At 65.1% G+C, this 16128-nt stretch carries 16 protein-coding genes; 11 read left to right on the top strand and 5 right to left on the bottom strand.

Annotated features, from left to right (window positions below; all coding sequences use genetic code 11):
- Positions 1-2: 2 nt before the first annotated feature.
- From OLW90_RS06710 to OLW90_RS06700, 3 genes are all read left to right on the top strand, one after another.
- Positions 3-2024, top strand: a complete 2022-nt coding sequence (locus OLW90_RS06710; RefSeq protein WP_319649321.1) for a ribonuclease J — start codon at positions 3-5, stop codon at positions 2022-2024.
- Positions 2025-2067: 43 nt separating this feature from the next.
- A complete protein-coding gene (locus tag OLW90_RS06705; protein ID WP_319649320.1) occupies positions 2068-2694 on the top strand; it encodes a TIGR03085 family metal-binding protein in 627 nt (208 codons plus the stop codon).
- Between the two features lie 86 nt (positions 2695-2780).
- Positions 2781-5897, top strand: a complete 3117-nt coding sequence (locus OLW90_RS06700; RefSeq protein ID WP_413464526.1) for a DNA translocase FtsK — start codon at positions 2781-2783, stop codon at positions 5895-5897.
- Positions 5898-5899: 2 nt separating this feature from the next.
- On the opposite strand, the gene OLW90_RS06695 is transcribed toward OLW90_RS06700, so the two are convergent.
- Positions 5900-6079 (bottom strand): hypothetical protein, encoded by a 180-nt coding sequence (locus OLW90_RS06695; protein WP_319649319.1) that lies wholly within the window; start codon positions 6077-6079, stop codon positions 5900-5902.
- Positions 6080-6101: 22 nt separating this feature from the next.
- Here OLW90_RS06695 and OLW90_RS06690 point away from each other — a divergent pair, with 22 nt between their 5' ends.
- The 3 genes from OLW90_RS06690 to OLW90_RS06680 are packed head-to-tail and all read left to right on the top strand — an operon-like array spanning position 6102 to position 8313.
- Positions 6102-7115, top strand: coding sequence for a TerC family protein (locus OLW90_RS06690; protein WP_319649318.1), 1014 nt, complete (start codon positions 6102-6104; stop codon positions 7113-7115).
- Positions 7116-7126: 11 nt separating this feature from the next.
- Complete coding sequence (gene pgsA, locus OLW90_RS06685) at positions 7127-7714, top strand: CDP-diacylglycerol--glycerol-3-phosphate 3-phosphatidyltransferase (protein WP_319649317.1); 588 nt, start codon at positions 7127-7129, stop codon at positions 7712-7714.
- A 29-nt stretch (positions 7715-7743) separates the two neighbouring features.
- Entirely contained in the window at positions 7744-8313 is a 570-nt protein-coding gene (locus tag OLW90_RS06680; RefSeq protein ID WP_319649316.1) for a CinA family protein, read from the top strand.
- A 159-nt stretch (positions 8314-8472) separates the two neighbouring features.
- Here OLW90_RS06680 and OLW90_RS06675 read toward each other — a convergent pair whose 3' ends face one another.
- Entirely contained in the window at positions 8473-8829 is a 357-nt protein-coding gene (locus tag OLW90_RS06675) for a helix-turn-helix transcriptional regulator (RefSeq protein WP_319649314.1), read from the bottom strand.
- A 204-nt stretch (positions 8830-9033) separates the two neighbouring features.
- Here OLW90_RS06675 and OLW90_RS06670 point away from each other — a divergent pair, with 204 nt between their 5' ends.
- Positions 9034-9855, top strand: a complete 822-nt coding sequence (locus tag OLW90_RS06670; protein WP_319649313.1) for a PspA/IM30 family protein — start codon at positions 9034-9036, stop codon at positions 9853-9855.
- 23 nt (positions 9856-9878) lie between these two features.
- Here OLW90_RS06670 and OLW90_RS06665 read toward each other — a convergent pair whose 3' ends face one another.
- Genes OLW90_RS06665 through OLW90_RS06655 form a run of 3 tightly spaced genes read right to left on the bottom strand, consistent with a single transcriptional unit; the run spans position 9879 to position 11780 of the window.
- Positions 9879-10532 (bottom strand): energy-coupling factor transporter transmembrane protein EcfT, encoded by a 654-nt coding sequence (locus OLW90_RS06665; protein ID WP_319649312.1) that lies wholly within the window; start codon positions 10530-10532, stop codon positions 9879-9881.
- On the bottom strand, positions 10529-11221 hold the full coding sequence (locus tag OLW90_RS06660; RefSeq protein WP_319649311.1) for an ABC transporter ATP-binding protein: 693 nt from the start codon (positions 11219-11221) through the stop codon (positions 10529-10531). The genes OLW90_RS06665 and OLW90_RS06660 overlap by 4 nt, the downstream gene beginning before the upstream one ends.
- The gene (locus OLW90_RS06655) at positions 11214-11780 is read right to left on the bottom strand and encodes a biotin transporter BioY (protein WP_319649309.1); all 567 of its coding nucleotides are present in this window, start codon (positions 11778-11780) and stop codon (positions 11214-11216) included. The genes OLW90_RS06660 and OLW90_RS06655 overlap by 8 nt, the downstream gene beginning before the upstream one ends.
- 199 nt (positions 11781-11979) lie before the next feature.
- Between OLW90_RS06655 and recA the strand changes: the two genes are divergently transcribed.
- The 4 genes from recA to OLW90_RS06635 all read left to right on the top strand — a co-directional run bounded on the left by recA (position 11980) and on the right by OLW90_RS06635 (position 16080).
- Positions 11980-13110, top strand: coding sequence for a recombinase RecA (gene recA, locus OLW90_RS06650; protein ID WP_319649308.1), 1131 nt, complete (start codon positions 11980-11982; stop codon positions 13108-13110).
- Between the two features lie 7 nt (positions 13111-13117).
- The gene (gene recX / locus OLW90_RS06645; RefSeq protein ID WP_319649307.1) at positions 13118-13726 is read left to right on the top strand and encodes a recombination regulator RecX; all 609 of its coding nucleotides are present in this window, start codon (positions 13118-13120) and stop codon (positions 13724-13726) included.
- A gap of 84 nt (positions 13727-13810) precedes the next feature.
- Complete coding sequence (gene miaB, locus OLW90_RS06640; protein WP_319651842.1) at positions 13811-15289, top strand: tRNA (N6-isopentenyl adenosine(37)-C2)-methylthiotransferase MiaB; 1479 nt, start codon at positions 13811-13813, stop codon at positions 15287-15289.
- 83 nt (positions 15290-15372) lie between these two features.
- The gene (locus tag OLW90_RS06635; protein ID WP_319649306.1) at positions 15373-16080 is read left to right on the top strand and encodes a hypothetical protein; all 708 of its coding nucleotides are present in this window, start codon (positions 15373-15375) and stop codon (positions 16078-16080) included.
- The last annotated feature ends 48 nt before the right edge of the window (positions 16081-16128 follow it).

Raw genomic sequence — 16128 nt, 5'->3', positions numbered from 1 at the left:
ATATGAGCGAAAACCGAAACCGCTCCCGCAAGGTAACCCGCAAGGCCGGCCCCCCGGAGGAAGCCCCGGTGTTCCAGGCCCCGGAGAAGAACGAGGGGAACGGCAACGGCGCAAAGAATGAGTCCGCCCCGCGTTCCCAGGGTGGAAACGGCGGAAACGGTGGTAACAACGGCAATAAGCGCGGTGGCCGGGGTCGTCGTGGCGGCCGTAACAATAACGGCGGCAACGGTGGCCAGGGCGGCAATCGCCGCAACGTGGTGAAGTCCATGCAGGGCGCGGACCTCACCAAGCGCCTGCCCGCCCCACCCAAGGCCCCCAAGAACGGCCTGCGCATTTACGCCCTCGGTGGTATCTCCGAGATCGGCCGTAACATGACGGTGTTCGAGTACAACAACCGCCTCCTCATCGTGGACTGCGGTGTGTTGTTCCCCACGTCCAGCGAGCCGGGCGTGGACCTGATCCTGCCGGACTTCGGGCCCATCGAGAAGCACCTGGATCGCGTGGACGCCCTGGTGATCACCCACGGACACGAGGATCACATCGGCGCTATTCCGTGGCTGTTGAAGCTGCGCCCGGATATTCCCATCCTGGCCTCCCGCTTCACGGTGGCCCTGATCGCCGCCAAGTGTAAGGAGCACCGCCAGCGCCCGAAGCTGATCGAGGTCAATGAGGATTCCAATGAGAATCGCGGCCCCTTCAACCTGCGCTTCTGGCACGTGAACCACTCCGTGCCGGACTGCCTGGGCATTGCCATTAAGACCGGCGCGGGCCTGGTGATCCACACCGGCGACATCAAGGTGGATCAGACCCCCACCGATGGCCGTCCCACGGACCTTCCCGCCCTGTCCCGCTTTGGCGATGAGGGCGTGGACCTCATGCTGTGCGATTCCACCAATGCCACCACCCCCGGTGTTTCCGGCTCGGAGGCGGAGATCGCACCCACGCTCAAGCGCCTGGTGGGCGAGGCCAAGCAGCGCGTGATCCTGGCCTCCTTTGCCTCGAACGTGTATCGCGTGCAGGCCGCCGTGGACGCGGCGGTGGCCGCGGGCCGCAAGGTGGCCTTCAATGGCCGCTCGATGATCCGCAACATGGAGATCGCGGAGAAGCTCGGTTACCTCAAGGCCCCGCGCGGCACCATTGTTTCTATGGACGATGCCGCCAAGATGGCCCCGCATAAGGTGCTGCTCATCACCACGGGCACGCAGGGCGAGCCGATGGCGGCGCTTTCGCGCATGGCCCGCCGCGAGCACCGTCAGATCACCGTGCGCGATGGTGACCTGATTATCCTTTCCTCCTCCCTGGTTCCGGGCAATGAGGAGGCGGTGTTTGGCGTGATCAACATGCTCTCCCAGATCGGGGCCACGGTGGTCACCGGGCGCGATGCCAAGGTGCACACCTCCGGTCACGGCTACGCGGGCGAGTTGCTCTTCCTCTGGAACGCCGCGCGCCCCCGCAACGCCATGCCGGTGCACGGCGAGTGGCGTCACCTGCGCGCCAATAAGGAACTGGCCATCGCCACCGGCGTGCGCGAGGATCACACGGTGCTCGCCCAAAACGGCGTGGTGGTGGACCTGGTGAACGGTCACGCCAAGGTGGTGGGCCAGGTGCCGGTGGGTCACCTCTACGTCGATGGCGTGACCATGGGCGAGGTGGATTCGGACGTGCTGGCCGATCGCACCTCCCTGGGCGAAGGTGGCATCATCAGCATCACCGCGGTGATTGATAACCGTACCGGCCGCCTCCTGGAGGTGCCCACGGTGCAGACCAAGGGCTTTGCGGAGGACGATCGCTCCATGGTTCCCGAGGTGCGCGATCTTTCTAAAAAGACCCTCGACGATCTCGCCGCGGAGGGGGAGAACGATCCCTACCGCATGGTGCAGCAACTGCGCCGCAAGGTCTCGCGCTTTGTGGAGCAGAAGTGGCGCCGCGAGCCGATGATCATGCCCACCGTGATCCCCATGAGTTCGGATCTCGGTGGCCCGGTGGCCGATGAGGATGTGGTTTCCACCCGCGAGTCCCTCTAAGCTCCGCTAGCACCCCCATGCGCCCCGGCCTATGCTGGGGCGCATGTCTTTTGCAAGCGCCGAGCGGGCCAAATTGCGCGATCTATTGCTGGAGGTGGGGCCGAACGCCCCCACGCTGTGCGAAGGGTGGATGACCCGGGATATGGCGGTGCACCTGTGGCTGCGGGAGCGCCGCCCGGACGCGATGGCGGGTATGTTCTTCAACCCCCTCGCTGGACACCTGAACGACCTCACCCGGAAGCAGAAAAATCGTCCCTATGAGGCCGTGGTGCGCGAGTGGGCCTCCGGCCCCGGCAGGTTTTCCCCGGTGCGGCTTATCGACGCCCCCCTGAACACCGTCGAACACTTCATCCACCACGAGGATGTGCGCCGGGGTGGGGGAGAGGTGAACCCCCGAGATTTCTCGCAGCGGGTCAATGAATTGTTGTGGGGATACTGCGGGCGGATAGCACCGATGATGTTGCGCCGCAGCGCCCGCCCGGTGGTGTTGGAGGGGCGGGGAATGAGGCCCATCGTGGCGGCGGATAAACGGGGTGTGGTGGAGAAGGGGGACGCGGTGGTGCGTGTGCAGGGGGACCCCGGGGAGATACTGCTGTGGTGTTATGGGCGCTCGGCGGTGGAGGTCACGGTATCCGGGAATGAGGCGGATGTGGTGAAGTCAAGTCTCTAGGGGTGACTTAGGGATACATAAAAGTTTTTTAGCGCCCTGGTGTGGCGCATGTGAATCGTGGGGCTAGAGCAACTATCCTTGTGCGCATGTCTGCCACGAGTTCATCGAGCTGGAAACCGCGCCGTTCCGGCACCCGCCCGGGGGAATCCCGCCGCGCCGAGGAGCGCACCGCGGTGCTCTCCCGCGATCGGGGTGCTGTTCCGCCCACCGCGGCCTTCCGCGCCGCCGAAACCTCGCAGGAGCGCACCGGGAGCGCGGTGGGAGCCGTGAGCAGCGGAGTGAAGTCTCTCTTTGGCGCGGCCGCCGGTGGGGTGGGTAAACTCACCCGCCGCCTGGGCGGGGTGCGCGATCAGGAACAGAAATCGGAGGATATGAGCAGGAAACCCGCAAAGCCCAAGAAAAAGGCGGCCGCCGCCAGGGAGAACTACGAGGAAACACCGGAGGAAGGCCCTCCCGCGCCCGTGGGCCTGGCGGATAGCGTGCGCGAGCACTCCGATGGCATTGGGCTGAGCCTCATCGGCGTGGCCGTGGTGTTAGGAGCCTCGGTGTGGTTCGACGTGGCCGGACCGATCGGAGAGTTCATCGCCAGGGGAGTGCACGCCGTGATCGGTGCGGGGGCCTTTGTGCTCCCGGTGGCCCTGGTGGCGCTGGCGGTGGCCCTGATGATGGGTATCCGCCAGCCCAAGGAGGTAATGATGCGTGCGGCCGGTGGCACCGCGCTCATTGCCGTGGCGATGCTGGGCCTTATTCACCTGCTGGCCGGGGATCCCGCAGACTCTGCTGCGCGCGATGCCGCCGGGGGGTTGGTGGGGGCCTATACCGGCGGGGTACTGGCCCTGGGCTTTAGCCGCTACCTGGCCATTCCCATCCTGGTGCTGGTGATCTTCTACGGCGCGCTCAAGGTCACCGGCATTACCGTGCGGGAGGGCTATGACTACGTGGTGGATCTGATCCGCAGTTCCGCCAACGCGGATAGGGAGGAGGTAGAGTCCGAGGACGTCTACGCCCACGTGGACGAGGAATTGGAGCGCCGCGCGCGCCCGTCCGCGCGGGAACCGCGCGCCCCCCGTGAACCCCGTGAGTCCCGCGAACCTCGCCCGGCCAAGCGGCCCGCGCCGCGCGGCTATGACCTGCCCGCAGAGGAGCGCGAGTCCGATCCCGAGGGGCTCTTTGGCAAGAAAAAGAGGAAGTCCAAGCCTGAGGCGGCGGCTCCCTCGATGGCCGATACCGATGAGTTCCCGGCCCTGGAGGCGGAAGAGTACGAGGACCATGAGGACTATGCGGGTTACGAGGATGACAACGAGCCGCTAGAGGCGGAGGTGGAGGAGATCCCCGAGCCCTCCCGCGATGCGGTTTCCACCAGCCGCGAATCCATCCGGCAGGCGATTATCGCCCGTTCCGGCGTGGACGCGGCGGCAGCCGCGCCCCGCGCTCCGCGCCGCGAGCCCGAGCCCGCCCCCGCTCCTGCCCCGGCGCCCGCACCCACGGCGACCCAGCCCGAGGAGGACGAGGAAGATTTTGCGCCGACGGTGACCACGGGGGCGTCGGAAAGCGAATATGCCCTGCCCTCCACCGGACTGCTGATCGCCGGGGAGCCCCCGCGCCAGCACTCCGAGGCCAATGATCGGATGATCGAGGCGATCACGGCGGTATTCGAGGAGTTCAAGGTCAATGCGGCGGTGACCGGCTTTTCGCGCGGGCCCACGGTGACGCGCTACGAGGTGGAACTGGGCCCGGGTGTGAAGGTTTCCAAGATCACCAACCTGCAATCCAACCTGGCCTACGCGGTGGCCACGGATAACGTGCGCCTGCTTACCCCCATTCCGGGCAAGTCCGCCGTGGGCATCGAGGTGCCCAACACGGACCGTGAGATGGTGCGCCTGGCCGATGTGCTCAATGCCCCGGCCACGGTGGAAAATAAGGACCCCATGCTCATCGGCCTGGGTAAGGACATCGAGGGCGACTTCATCTCCGCCTCCGTGCAGAAGATGCCGCACCTGCTGGTGGCGGGTTCCACAGGATCGGGTAAGTCCGCCTTTGTGAACTCCATGCTGGTTTCCCTGCTCACCCGCGCCACCCCGGATGAGGTGCGCCTGATCCTGGTGGATCCGAAGATGGTGGAGCTGACCCCTTACGAGGGAATCCCGCACCTGATCACTCCGATCATCACGCAGCCAAAGAAGGCCTCCGCGGCCCTGCAATGGCTGGTGGAGGAGATGGAACAGCGGTACATGGACATGAAGGCCGCCCGCGTGCGGCACATCAAGGACTTCAACCGCAAGGTGCGCTCCGGGGAGATCCAGGCCCCGGCGGGATCGCAGCGCGAGTACCGACCCTACCCCTTCATCGTGTGCGTGGTGGACGAGCTGGCGGACCTCATGATGACGGCCCCGAAGGAGATCGAGGAATCCATCGTGCGCATCACCCAAAAGGCACGCGCGGCGGGTATTCACCTGGTGCTGGCCACCCAGCGCCCCTCCGTGGACGTGGTGACCGGCCTGATTAAGACCAACGTTCCCTCCCGCCTGGCCTTTGCCACCTCCTCGCTCACGGACTCGCGCGTGATCTTGGACCAGGGCGGGGCGGAAAAACTCATCGGCATGGGCGACGCCCTCTTTATTCCCCAGGGGGCGGGCAAGCCGCAGCGCTTGCAGGGCTCCTTTGTTACCGATGAGGAAATCCAGCGCGTGGTGGAGGCCGCCAAGGACCAGGCGGAGCCGGATTACACCGAGGGCGTGACCGAGGAGAAGGCCGCCGAGAAAAGGGAGATCGACGAGGACATCGGAAAGGACATGGACGACCTCCTTGAAGCCGTGGAACTGGTGGTGACCTCCCAGTTGGGTTCCACCTCCATGTTGCAGCGCAAACTGCGCATTGGTTTTGCCAAGGCGGGCCGCCTGATGGACCTCATGGAATCGCGCGGAGTGGTGGGCCCCTCTGAGGGCTCCAAGGCCCGCGAGGTGCTGGTCAAGCCCGAGGAATTAGACACCATTGTGTGGATGATCAAGGGTGCCGATCCCGCCGAGGCCCCTAAGGAAGAGGCTTTCGACGCCGCCCCGGCCGAGGCCGGTGGCGCGGCCGGTGGTGCGGGCGTTGGTGGCTCGGGTGGGGCAGGCGCCGGTGCTGCCGGTGCCCCGGGTAGCGGCAACGAGGAGCCGCGCAGCGTTACCGCCACCTATAACCCAACAGGCGGGGCGTTCTAGTGTTAGACTAAATCGGCATTGGAGGGGAGTACCCCGCCCACAGCATGGATCGTCAGCACGGGACTCATTCCCTCGTTATTCCCTGACCGCCGCGTGGCGGTGGGGAACACGGCGGCGTAGTCCCCGGTCATGCTGGCTCGGCTCAGTGGCGAGTGGGGGAGACCTCCGGTTACCTTTTCCATCGAACCGGAGGTTAGCAGCATTATGACTGTCCCCCTATGGGTCTGGGGGATCACCATTCTGGTGATCCTGGGCCTTTTCATCTTTGACTTCTATTCCCACGTGCGCACCCCGCACGAGCCCACCATCAAGGAATCCGCGTGGTGGTCGGTGATCTACATTCTCCTGGCCCTGGCCTTTGGCGGCGTGGTGTATGCGGTGTGGGATGGCCAGCACGGCATGGAATACCTCACGGGTTACGTCACGGAAAAGGCGCTTTCCGTGGATAACCTCTTTGTGTTCGCCCTCATCATGGGGGCGTTCCAGATTCCCCGGAAGTACCAGCAGAAGGTGCTGCTCATCGGCATTGCCCTGGCGTTGATCTTCCGCCTGGTGTTCATCCTCCTGGGTGCCTCGATCATCAACGCATGGTCGGACGTGTTCTACCTCTTTGGTATCTTCCTGCTCTTCACCGCCGTAAAGATGCTGCTGGACGAGGTGCGCGATACCCCGCCCACCGATCCGCAGGACATGCTGATCATCAAGTTGGTGCGCAAGGTGGTGCCGGTGACGGAGACCTATGAGTCCGATCACCTCACCCTGAAGAAGAACGGCAAGCGCTACTTCACCCCGCTCATGGTGGCCCTGGTGGCCATCGGCATGGTGGACGTGATGTTCGCCCTGGACTCCATTCCCGCCATCTACGGCGTGACCCAGGAGCCGTACCTGGTGTTCACCACCAACGCCTTCTCTCTGCTGGGCCTGCGCCAGCTTTACTTCCTGCTCGATGGCCTGCTCGATCGCCTGGGTTACCTCTCCTACGGCCTTTCGATCATCCTGGGCTTCATCGGCATCAAGCTGATCTTCCACGCTCTGCACGAGAACAACCTGCCCTTCATCAACGGCGGCGAGTCCGTGCACGGCGTCCCGGAGATCACCACGGAGGCCTCCCTGGTGGTGATCGTGGGCGTGCTGGTGGTCACCGTGCTTGCCTCGTTGTGGAAGAACAAGCGGGATAAGCAGAAAGATCAGACCTCGGGGGCACCCGCTAAGCCCTAGCGGGTACAGTGATGGGCGTGAATGCAGCAACGACGAGCGGCGGGTCCGCGCAGGCTCCATCCAACTGGAACCTGCCAAACGTATTGACCTGCCTGCGCATCGTTTTTGTCCCCGTGTTCGCGTGGCTCACGCTGCGCGCGGATAACGCCCACACGGGGTGGATGTGGGCGGCCTTTGGCCTCTTTGCCGCGTTGATGATCACCGATAAATTGGACGGGGATATTGCCCGATCCCGCGGAATAGTCACGGACTTTGGCAAGATCGCCGATCCCATCGCGGATAAGGCCCTGATGATCACCGCGTTGGTGTGCCTCAACCTCACCGGGGCCATGCCGGTGTGGATCACCGTGGTGATCGTGGTGCGGGAATTGGGCATCACGCTGTGGCGCATGGTGCTGCTGCGCCGGGGCAAGGTGGTGCCGGCCAGCAAGGGCGGCAAGCTTAAAACCGTGCTGCAATCCCTGGGCGTGGCCCTCTACCTCTGCCCCCTGCCGGGGTGGATGGATTGGCCCACCTACGGCGTCATGCTGGTGGCCGTGGCCGTCACGGTGGTCACCGGCGTGCAGTACATCGTGGACGCGCAGCGCCAAAAGGCCTAAGAGCGCCGGGTACGTGGAGGGGCTGTGCCATGTCCGATGAGACGCGGGGCGAGCGCGAAGCCGGAACACCGGGAGGTCGAACTCCTCGGGAGAGGATCTGCCCGGAGAACCCGCCACGGGGCAACGCGCACGACCTTGCGGCAGCAGTGGTGGCCGCGCTGCGGGAACGCGGGGAGACCCTGGCTTGGTGCGAATCCCTCACGGCCGGGCTGGCTAGTGCCACCGTGGCCGAGATCCCTGGTGCCTCCGCAGTGCTGCGCGGGGGCCTGGTTGTGTACGCCACCGACCTCAAGGAAACCCTGGCCGGGGTTCCCGGTGAGGTATTAGCCGCGTGGGGGCCGGTGGCCAAGGAAACCGCCCTGCACATGGCGCGCGGCTGCGCGGAAAAACTGGGGGCGACCTGGGTGGTGTCGCTCACCGGAGTGGCGGGCCCGCAGCCCCAGGACGGGCACCCGGTGGGGGAGGTATGGCTTGGGGTTTATGGCCCGAACCTGTGGCGGGCGCGACGCCTGGAACTGATGGGTGATCGCGCCGCCATCCGCCAGGAGTCCGTGCGCGTGGCACTGGGGGATCTCCTGGGGCTGCTGGGCGCGGAGTGATCGGTGTGATCCGAGCGCAGGACGCTCGGGTTGCGGTGCTTTCAGCGCTGCGCGGGGTCGTTGAGCTAGGAAAACCCGTGCTGAGAAACCCGAGCTGAGAAAGCGGTGCCCCGCGCAGAACGATTGTGTGGGCGCCCTTAGCGCGGGGCCGGGGAGGGGTTAGGCCTCCCGGGGAGCCGCCTCGCTGAGATCGCCGGTGGCGAGTTCCTCTGCGACGTCACCGAGGGCCATCGATCCAGCGGCCTCGATGAGCACGTCGGCCACGGTCACGCCCAGGGCGTGACACACGGAGGCCAGGAGCTCGGAGGATACCTCCTTGCGCCCGCGCTCCAATTCGGAGATGTATCCGGGCGAGACGCGGGCGGACTCGGCCAATTCCCGCAGAGTGATGCGTTGCTCCGCGCGGAAAGCGCGCAGGGCGTCTCCCAGGGCCTCGCGGAGCAGGGGTTCCGGGCGGGGACGCCTGCGGTGCGGTGCGGCGGGGCGCGTGGTCAAAGTAGCGGTTTGTGTACCCATCACGTTATTCAACTCTCTGCACCGGGTTTTTGTTCCCGGCCGGGGCGTGGTCACCGTGCGCTCGGGCGGGCGAAGGGTGAGACGGTGAGTATGGCAGATACCAGTGCTCCGGGAGGCGAGCCGGAACGGGGCTTGAGGGGCGAGGAGAAGTAAACGCGGTACCATTCACACTGGATACGCATTACAGGAGGAACACGAAGAATTATGGCTAATCCGTTCAGCAAGGCGTGGAAGTACCTCATGGCGCTCTTTGACAGCAAGATCGAGGAGAACGCCGATCCCAAGGTGCAGATTGAGCAGGCGATGGCGGAGGCGCAGAAGCAGCACCAGGAACTCTCCCGCCAGGCGGCGGCGGTGATTGGTAATCAGCGTCAGTTAGAAATGCAGCTTAATCGCCGCCTGGAGGAGATTGAGAAGCTTCAGGCCAATACCAAGCAGGCCCTGCAACTGGCGGATCAGGCCCGCTCCCAGGGCGATGAGAAGAAGGCCGTGGAGTATGAAAACGCCGCGGAGGCCTTTGCCGCGCAGTTGGTCACCGCCGAGCAGTCCGTGGAGGACACCAAGCAGCTTCACGATCAAGCCATCAAGCAGGCCCAGCAGGCCAAGCAGGCGGTGGAGCGCAACTCCGCGAAGTTGCAGCAGCAGGTGGCCGAGCGCTCCAAGCTGCTCAGCCAGTTGGAGCAGGCGAAGATGCAGGAGAAGGTGGCGGAGTCGGTGAAGTCGATGAACGCACTGACCTCCGGTTCCGTGCCGAACCTGGATCAGGTGCGCGATAAGATCGAGCGCCGCTACGCGCACGCCCTGGGTCAGGCGGAACTCGCGGAGAACTCCGTGGAGGCCCGCATGGCGGAGGTGCAGCAGGCCGGGATTCAGATGGCCGGTCATTCCCGCCTGGAGCAGATTCGTCGGGAGATGAACGCCGGGAATCAGCAGCCCCCTAAGCAGATCGAGGCCGGTGGCACGGCGCCCTCGGCGGCGGACGACGCCGTGGCGCGGCGCATGAGGGAACTGCGCGGCGAGATTTAGCGCATAGAACTAGCGCTGGCGCGTTAGCGTTCGGCGCGGGTTTCGTCGTGGGTTTGGTCGCCAGCCCCGCGCGCCCACAGGGCCTCCGCGATGGCCTGGGCGCGGTTGAGGGAGCGGATGAGCACGGGGGTGATGAAGGCCTGCGCGCTCCAGGAGGCCCCGCGCGCCTTGCGGGCCTCCAATACCTCTCCCACCGTGCCCATCTGCACCGGGATCATGCGCAGGGTGAGCGAGAGCGCGAGGGAAAAACGCTCGGCGGGGAACCCCAGGCGCGCCAGCGGTGCGAGGCCGCGTTCTAAGCCCTCCATGAGGTCAGCGATGGTGGTGGTGAGCGTGAGCAGGGAGGCCGCCATGAGGGAGGCGCTCAGGGTGATCACGAGGACGGCGGCGTGTTCTAGATCCCGTTGCCACCACTGAAAGGCGCCCAGAAAGAGCAGGATCGGCAGCGGCGGCCACAGCTGCGACCACGCCACGGACAGGGGGATCCGGGCCAGCGCATAGCACAGGGCGCAGGGCAGGACGTAGAGCGCTGCGGCGGGTACGGAGGGGACCGCAAAAACACCCACGAGCACGTACCCCAGCACCGCGAGAAGTTTGAGTCCCACCCCCGCGCGGTGCACCGGGGAGTGTCCGGGGATGTAGGTACCCAGGGGCGTCATGGCGGCGCGTGGGATCATTGCTCGGCCTCGATGCGGTTCTTGTAGGCCGCGATTACCGGCAGGGGGGAGCCGTCATCGATGATCTCGCCCCCGTCGATGCAGAGCACGCGGTCGAAGTCGGTGAGGAGGTCGAGGTCGTGGGTGACCACGATGAGTTGCTGATCGAGGGTGGCAAAGCGCCGCTGGATACGGCGTCGATTGCGCAGGTCGAGCAGTGTGGTGGGTTCGTCGGCCACGATGAGACTGGGTTGCGCGATGAGCACGGCGGTCAGTGCGAGGAGTTGCTTTTGTCCCCCGGAGAGCACGTGGGGGGACTTGTCCGCGTGGGCGGCCAGGCCCATCTCTGCTAGGGCGGCGTCGGCACGCTCTAGGCGCTGCGCCTTGCTGAGTTCCTTGTGCTGGCGCAGGGAAAAGGCCACGTCATCGCGCACGTTGGGCATGATGATCTGGTTATCGGCGTCGGAGAAGATGAATCCCACGCGCTTGCGCACCTCTTTGCCTTGCTTGCGCACGCTGAGGTCATCAATGTGTACCTCGCCGCTGGTGGGGGTGGCCAGGCCGTTGATCATGCGGGCAAAGGTGGATTTCCCGGAGCCATTGGCTCCGATGATCCCAATGCGGTGTTCGCGCAGCGTGGTGGTCACGCTGCGGAGGATTGGGCCGGTGCCGTAATCGAGTGTGACGTCGCGGAAGCGAATCTCAGGCATGGGAGGAGGCGGTGGGACGCAGCAGGTGGGGCAGGGCGGTGTGGATCGTGGCGGCGGCGGCGATGACCACGATGAGCTTGAGGGCGTCGATAAGCACGAAGGAACCCTGCGCCGCGAGGGCTGCCCCCACGGTCATGTCCGCGCGCAGCACGAGGCCGATGGCCCCGCAGAGGTACTGGGAGAGCAGCGCGACGATGGCGGCGATGGTTAGGGTGAGGTAGCGGTTACCGCGCAGGTGGTAGGCGATAAGACCGGCGAGGACGGTGGAGACGATATAACCGATGATGTAGCCCACCGTGGGGCCGGCGAGGGCTGCGGTGATGCTGCGGCCGCCGGCGAGCACGGGGAGTACGAGGCCGAGGACGAAGAAGATGGCCACCGTGACCAGGCCGCGCCGCGCGCCAAGCACGAGGCCGGTGAGGATGAATGCGGCGTTTTGCAGCACGATGGGCACGCCCGCGGTGCCCACGGGGATGGACACAAAGGCCAGCACGATGATGAGCGCGGCAAAGACCGCGGCCAGCGCGAGGTCGGTGAGGGAGCGAAGCGAAGAATTCATGCTAGAGAACTTACCTTGAACACCGTTTAATAGGGCAACCGGCGCGGGTGAGGCTTGCTATTCGAACATGCGTGCGTGTATGTTCGGGAACTGTCCCGCGCACCGTCTAGGGTGAGGGCCAGACCAGCGAGGGAACCATTGCGGTTTCATGGCGGTCTAAACTATGAGGGTTCCGTGTTAGTGCAAGGACTGAGGGATTATGGCTGCGAAGAAAAAGACCACCAACGCAAAGAGTACCGGCGAGGATCGGCAAAAGGCTCTCGACGCCGCCCTGGCGATGATTGAAAAGGACTTCGGAAAGGGCGCCGTTATGCGCCTGGGCGAGGATAAGCGCCCCCCGGTGCGCGCCATTTCCTCCGGCAACACGGCTATCGACGTCGCCCTGGGCGTGGGTGGGTTCCCCCGAGGTCGCATCGTGGAGATTTATGGCCCGGAATCCTCGGGTAAGACCACCGTGGCGCTGCACGCAATTGCCTCCGCGCAGAAAGATGGCGGCATCGCCGCCTTTATCGACGCCGAGCACGCCCTCGATCCCGAATACGCCCGCAAACTCGGCGTGGACACGGACGCCCTGCTGGTTTCCCAGCCGGATACCGGCGAGCAGGCCCTGGAGATCGCGGACATGCTGGTGCGTTCCGGTGCCATCGACATCATCGTGGTGGACTCCGTGGCGGCGCTGACACCCAAGGCGGAGATCGAGGGCGAGATGGGCGATAGCCACGTGGGCCTCCAGGCCCGCCTGATGAGCCAGGCGCTGCGTAAGATGACGGGTGCCCTGTATAACTCCGGCACCACCGCGATCTTTATTAACCAGCTGCGCGAGAAGATCGGTGTGATGTTCGGCTCCCCGGAGACCACCACGGGCGGTAAGGCGCTGAAGTTCTACGCCTCCGTGCGTTGCGATGTGCGCCGTATCCAAACCCTGAAGGACGGTCAGGATGCCATCGGTAACCGCACCAAGATCAAGGTGGTGAAGAATAAGGTATCTCCGCCCTTCAAGGTGGCGGAGTTTGACATCATTTACGGCGAGGGCATTTCGCGCGAATCCTCCCTCATTGACATGGGTGTGGAAAACGGCGTGATTAAAAAGTCCGGGTCCTGGTTTACCTACGAGGGCGATCAACTGGGCCAGGGCAAGGAAAAGGTGCGCCTGAACCTCAAGGAGAACACCGCTCTGGCCGATGAGATCGAGCAGAAGATCCTGGCCAAGCTCGGCATGGGGGAGAACCCGGAGCCAAAGCCGGAGGACGCGGAGAACGGCGCGGAGGAGGGTCTGAGCGACGATCCGGTGGACGTGGTGCCCAACGTGGACTTTGACGACGAGGACTAGCCCCGGCATGTCCAGCGGTGTGGAGGGCACAAAGCGGGAGGCCAAGGAGGAAAAACTCGCGCGGCTGCGTAACGCCATAGAGAATTACCAGCCGGGAGGTTTCTTCGACGAGGAGGAAGAACAGGCCAAGGCCACGGTGCGCGAGAGCGCGCTGAGCCTGCTGGATTATCGGGCGCGATCCCGGCACGAACTACAGGGGCGATTGCTGGATAAGGAATACGACCCCGCCGTGGTGACCGCCGTGCTCGATGACTTGCAGGAGGCGGGCCTGATCGATGATGCCGCCTTTGCCCAGGAGTGGGTGCGCCAGCGCTCCCGCAGGCGTGGCAAGTCCACCCGTGTGCTCGCCCAGGAACTGCGGGAGAAGGGCGTGGAGGCGCAGGATCGTCAGGAGGCGCTCGCGCAGATCAGCCAGGAGGAGGAACGCGCCACCGCCTGGGCCTGCGCGTGCAAGAAGGCGCGCAGCATCAAGGAGGTGCCTGCGGATTATCCCGGTAAGCAAAAGGATCTTCGCAGGGTGGTGGGGGTTCTGGCGCGGCGTGGTTTCCCCGAGGGAATGTCCCTGGCGCTGGCGCGCGAGGCGGTGGAGGAGCGCTACCGGGAACTCGGCGGCTAGGGCGTGGTGTCAGCATGATGCTCGGGCAGCGCGGGCGTGGGGTTTGGGTTCTGGTTGGTTCAGACCACTAGAATGTGGCCCGTGATAGAGCAAGCGACCCACCCCCGTACCTACGAGGTCAAGACCTTTGGGTGCCAGATGAACGTGCACGATTCCGAGCGTCTGGCTGGCCTTTTGGAGGAGGCCGGATACGTTCCGGCCGATACCGATGCCCAGGCGGACCTGGTGGTGTATAACACCTGCGCGGTGCGGGAGAACGCGGATAATCGCCTTTATGGCTCCCTGGGCCAGTTGAAAAAGGTGAAGGATCAGCATCCCGGAATGCAGATCGCCGTGGGTGGGTGCCTTGCGCAAAAAGATCGCTCCACGGTGGTGGACAAGGCCCCCTGGGTGGACGTGGTGTTTGGCACGCACAACATCGGCTCGCTTCCGGCGCTGCTGGATCGCGCCCAGCACAATGACCGCGCTGAGGTGGAGATCGTGGAGGCCCTAGAGGAGTTCCCCTCGGTGCTACCCGCCAAGCGGGAATCGGCCTATGCCGGGTGGGTCTCCATCTCCGTGGGCTGCAATAACACCTGCACGTTCTGCATTGTTCCCTCGCTGCGCGGCAAGGAGGCGGATCGCCGCCCCGGCGATATTCTTGCGGAGGTGCAGGCCCTGGTGGATCAGGGCGTCACGGAGGTGACGCTGCTGGGGCAGAACGTGAATGCCTATGGCGTGCACTTTGCGGATCCCGAGTTAGAGCGCGATCGCTCGGCCTTTTCCAAACTGCTGCGCGCCTGCGGCACGATCGAGGGGCTAGAGCGCGTGCGGTTTACTAGCCCGCACCCGGCGGAGTTCACCTCGGATGTGATCGACGCGATGGCGGAAACCCCCAACGTGTGCCCCCAGTTGCACATGCCCCTGCAATCGGGTTCGGACGCGGTGCTTAAGGCCATGCGGCGCTCCTACCGCACCAGGAAGTTTTTAGGAATCCTGGAGGAGGTGCGCGCCAAGATCCCGCACGCGGCGATCACCACGGACATCATCGTGGGCTTCCCCGGTGAGACGGAGGAGGACTTCCAGGCCACCCTCGATGTGGTGGAAAAGGCCCGGTTTACCTCCGCGTTTACCTTCCAGTACTCGCCCCGGCCCGGAACCCCGGCCGCGGAGATGGATAATCAGGTGCCCAAGGAGGTGGTGCAGGAGCGTTACGAGCGTTTGATTGCCCTGCAAGAGCGGATCAGCGCGGAGGATAATGCCGCTCTGGTGGGTACCCCGGTGGAATTGATCGTTCAGGATCAGGCCGGGCGCAAGAACCACCGCACCCAGCGCATGTCTGGCCGCGCCCGCGATGGCCGCCTGGTGCACTTTGATCCCTCCGGAGCCACCGAGGCCATTCGCCCCGGCGATGTGGTGGAGGTGACCGTGACGGATTCCACGCCGTTCTTCCTCATCGCGGATTCCGGGGTGGCGCGCCACCGCCGCACCAAGGCGGGCGATATGGCGGAGATCGGTCGCACGCCCACCACCGCCCCCGTGGGCGTGGACCTGGGCATGCCGAGCCTGCGCCCGCGCTCCTAGCGCCACCAGCACCACGCCCATTCCACCCTGACATGCCCGTCACACCGGGCGGGAATCAACAGAAGCACCGAGGCAGGAATCTCATGGCAGAAGCGGCAGAAGCACGCAAGGAAGAACACTCGGCGGCGCAGTTGGCCGCCCTAGAGCGCAAGGCGGCCTCGCGGTTGTGGCTGGGCACGCCGGGGTACGTGCTGCTGGGCGCGTATGTGTTCTACATGGTGTCGCTGTTTTTACCCCAGGTCACCGGCGTGGCGGGGTATCAGGTCTTGCTTTTTAGCGACGCCGCCTCCGAGGCCGGGGTGAAGGTCACCGAGTACATCTTTGCCGTGTGCGCTTTCCTCGGCCTGGGTGTGTTCACGGGGCTGGCCCTGACGCTGCGCCGCACGGTGTGGGCGTTGCTGGCCTGGATGCTGTGCACCATCGCGGCGGTGGAGGCGCTGTTGGCGATGTGGCTGCGCCAGACCCGCCCGGGTAGCGAGGAGGCCACTAGTGCCGGTGTCGGGGCCTACCTGGCGATCGGTGCCGTGGTGGTGGCCGTGGTGGTGTATTCGCTCATCGCGCTGCGCCGCTCGCCGGAGCAGGAGCGCATTGCTCAGGCTCGCGCCCAGGCCAGCGACCTGGACGAGGTGGGCTATGCCCAGCGCGCGGCCCTGGTAAAGCAGCAGCAGCGCGGTGAGCAGGAGAATCCCCTGTTGGTGGATGATCGGCGCAGCCGGGCCACCGAGAGGGCGGCCCGAGCTTCCCGTGAGGTTCGGCCGCAGCCGGAGGACAAGGGCACCGAGAACCCTTAGAATCCGGGCCGTCGAGAGCAAAGAATGAAACCCGATCCCTGTTCAAGG

Source organism: Corynebacterium sp. 21KM1197, assembly GCF_033783015.1.
Taxonomy (GTDB): domain Bacteria; phylum Actinomycetota; class Actinomycetes; order Mycobacteriales; family Mycobacteriaceae; genus Corynebacterium.
The sequence above is the reverse complement of the archived record's forward strand: the minus strand, read 5'-3'. Positions and strand labels throughout refer to the sequence as shown.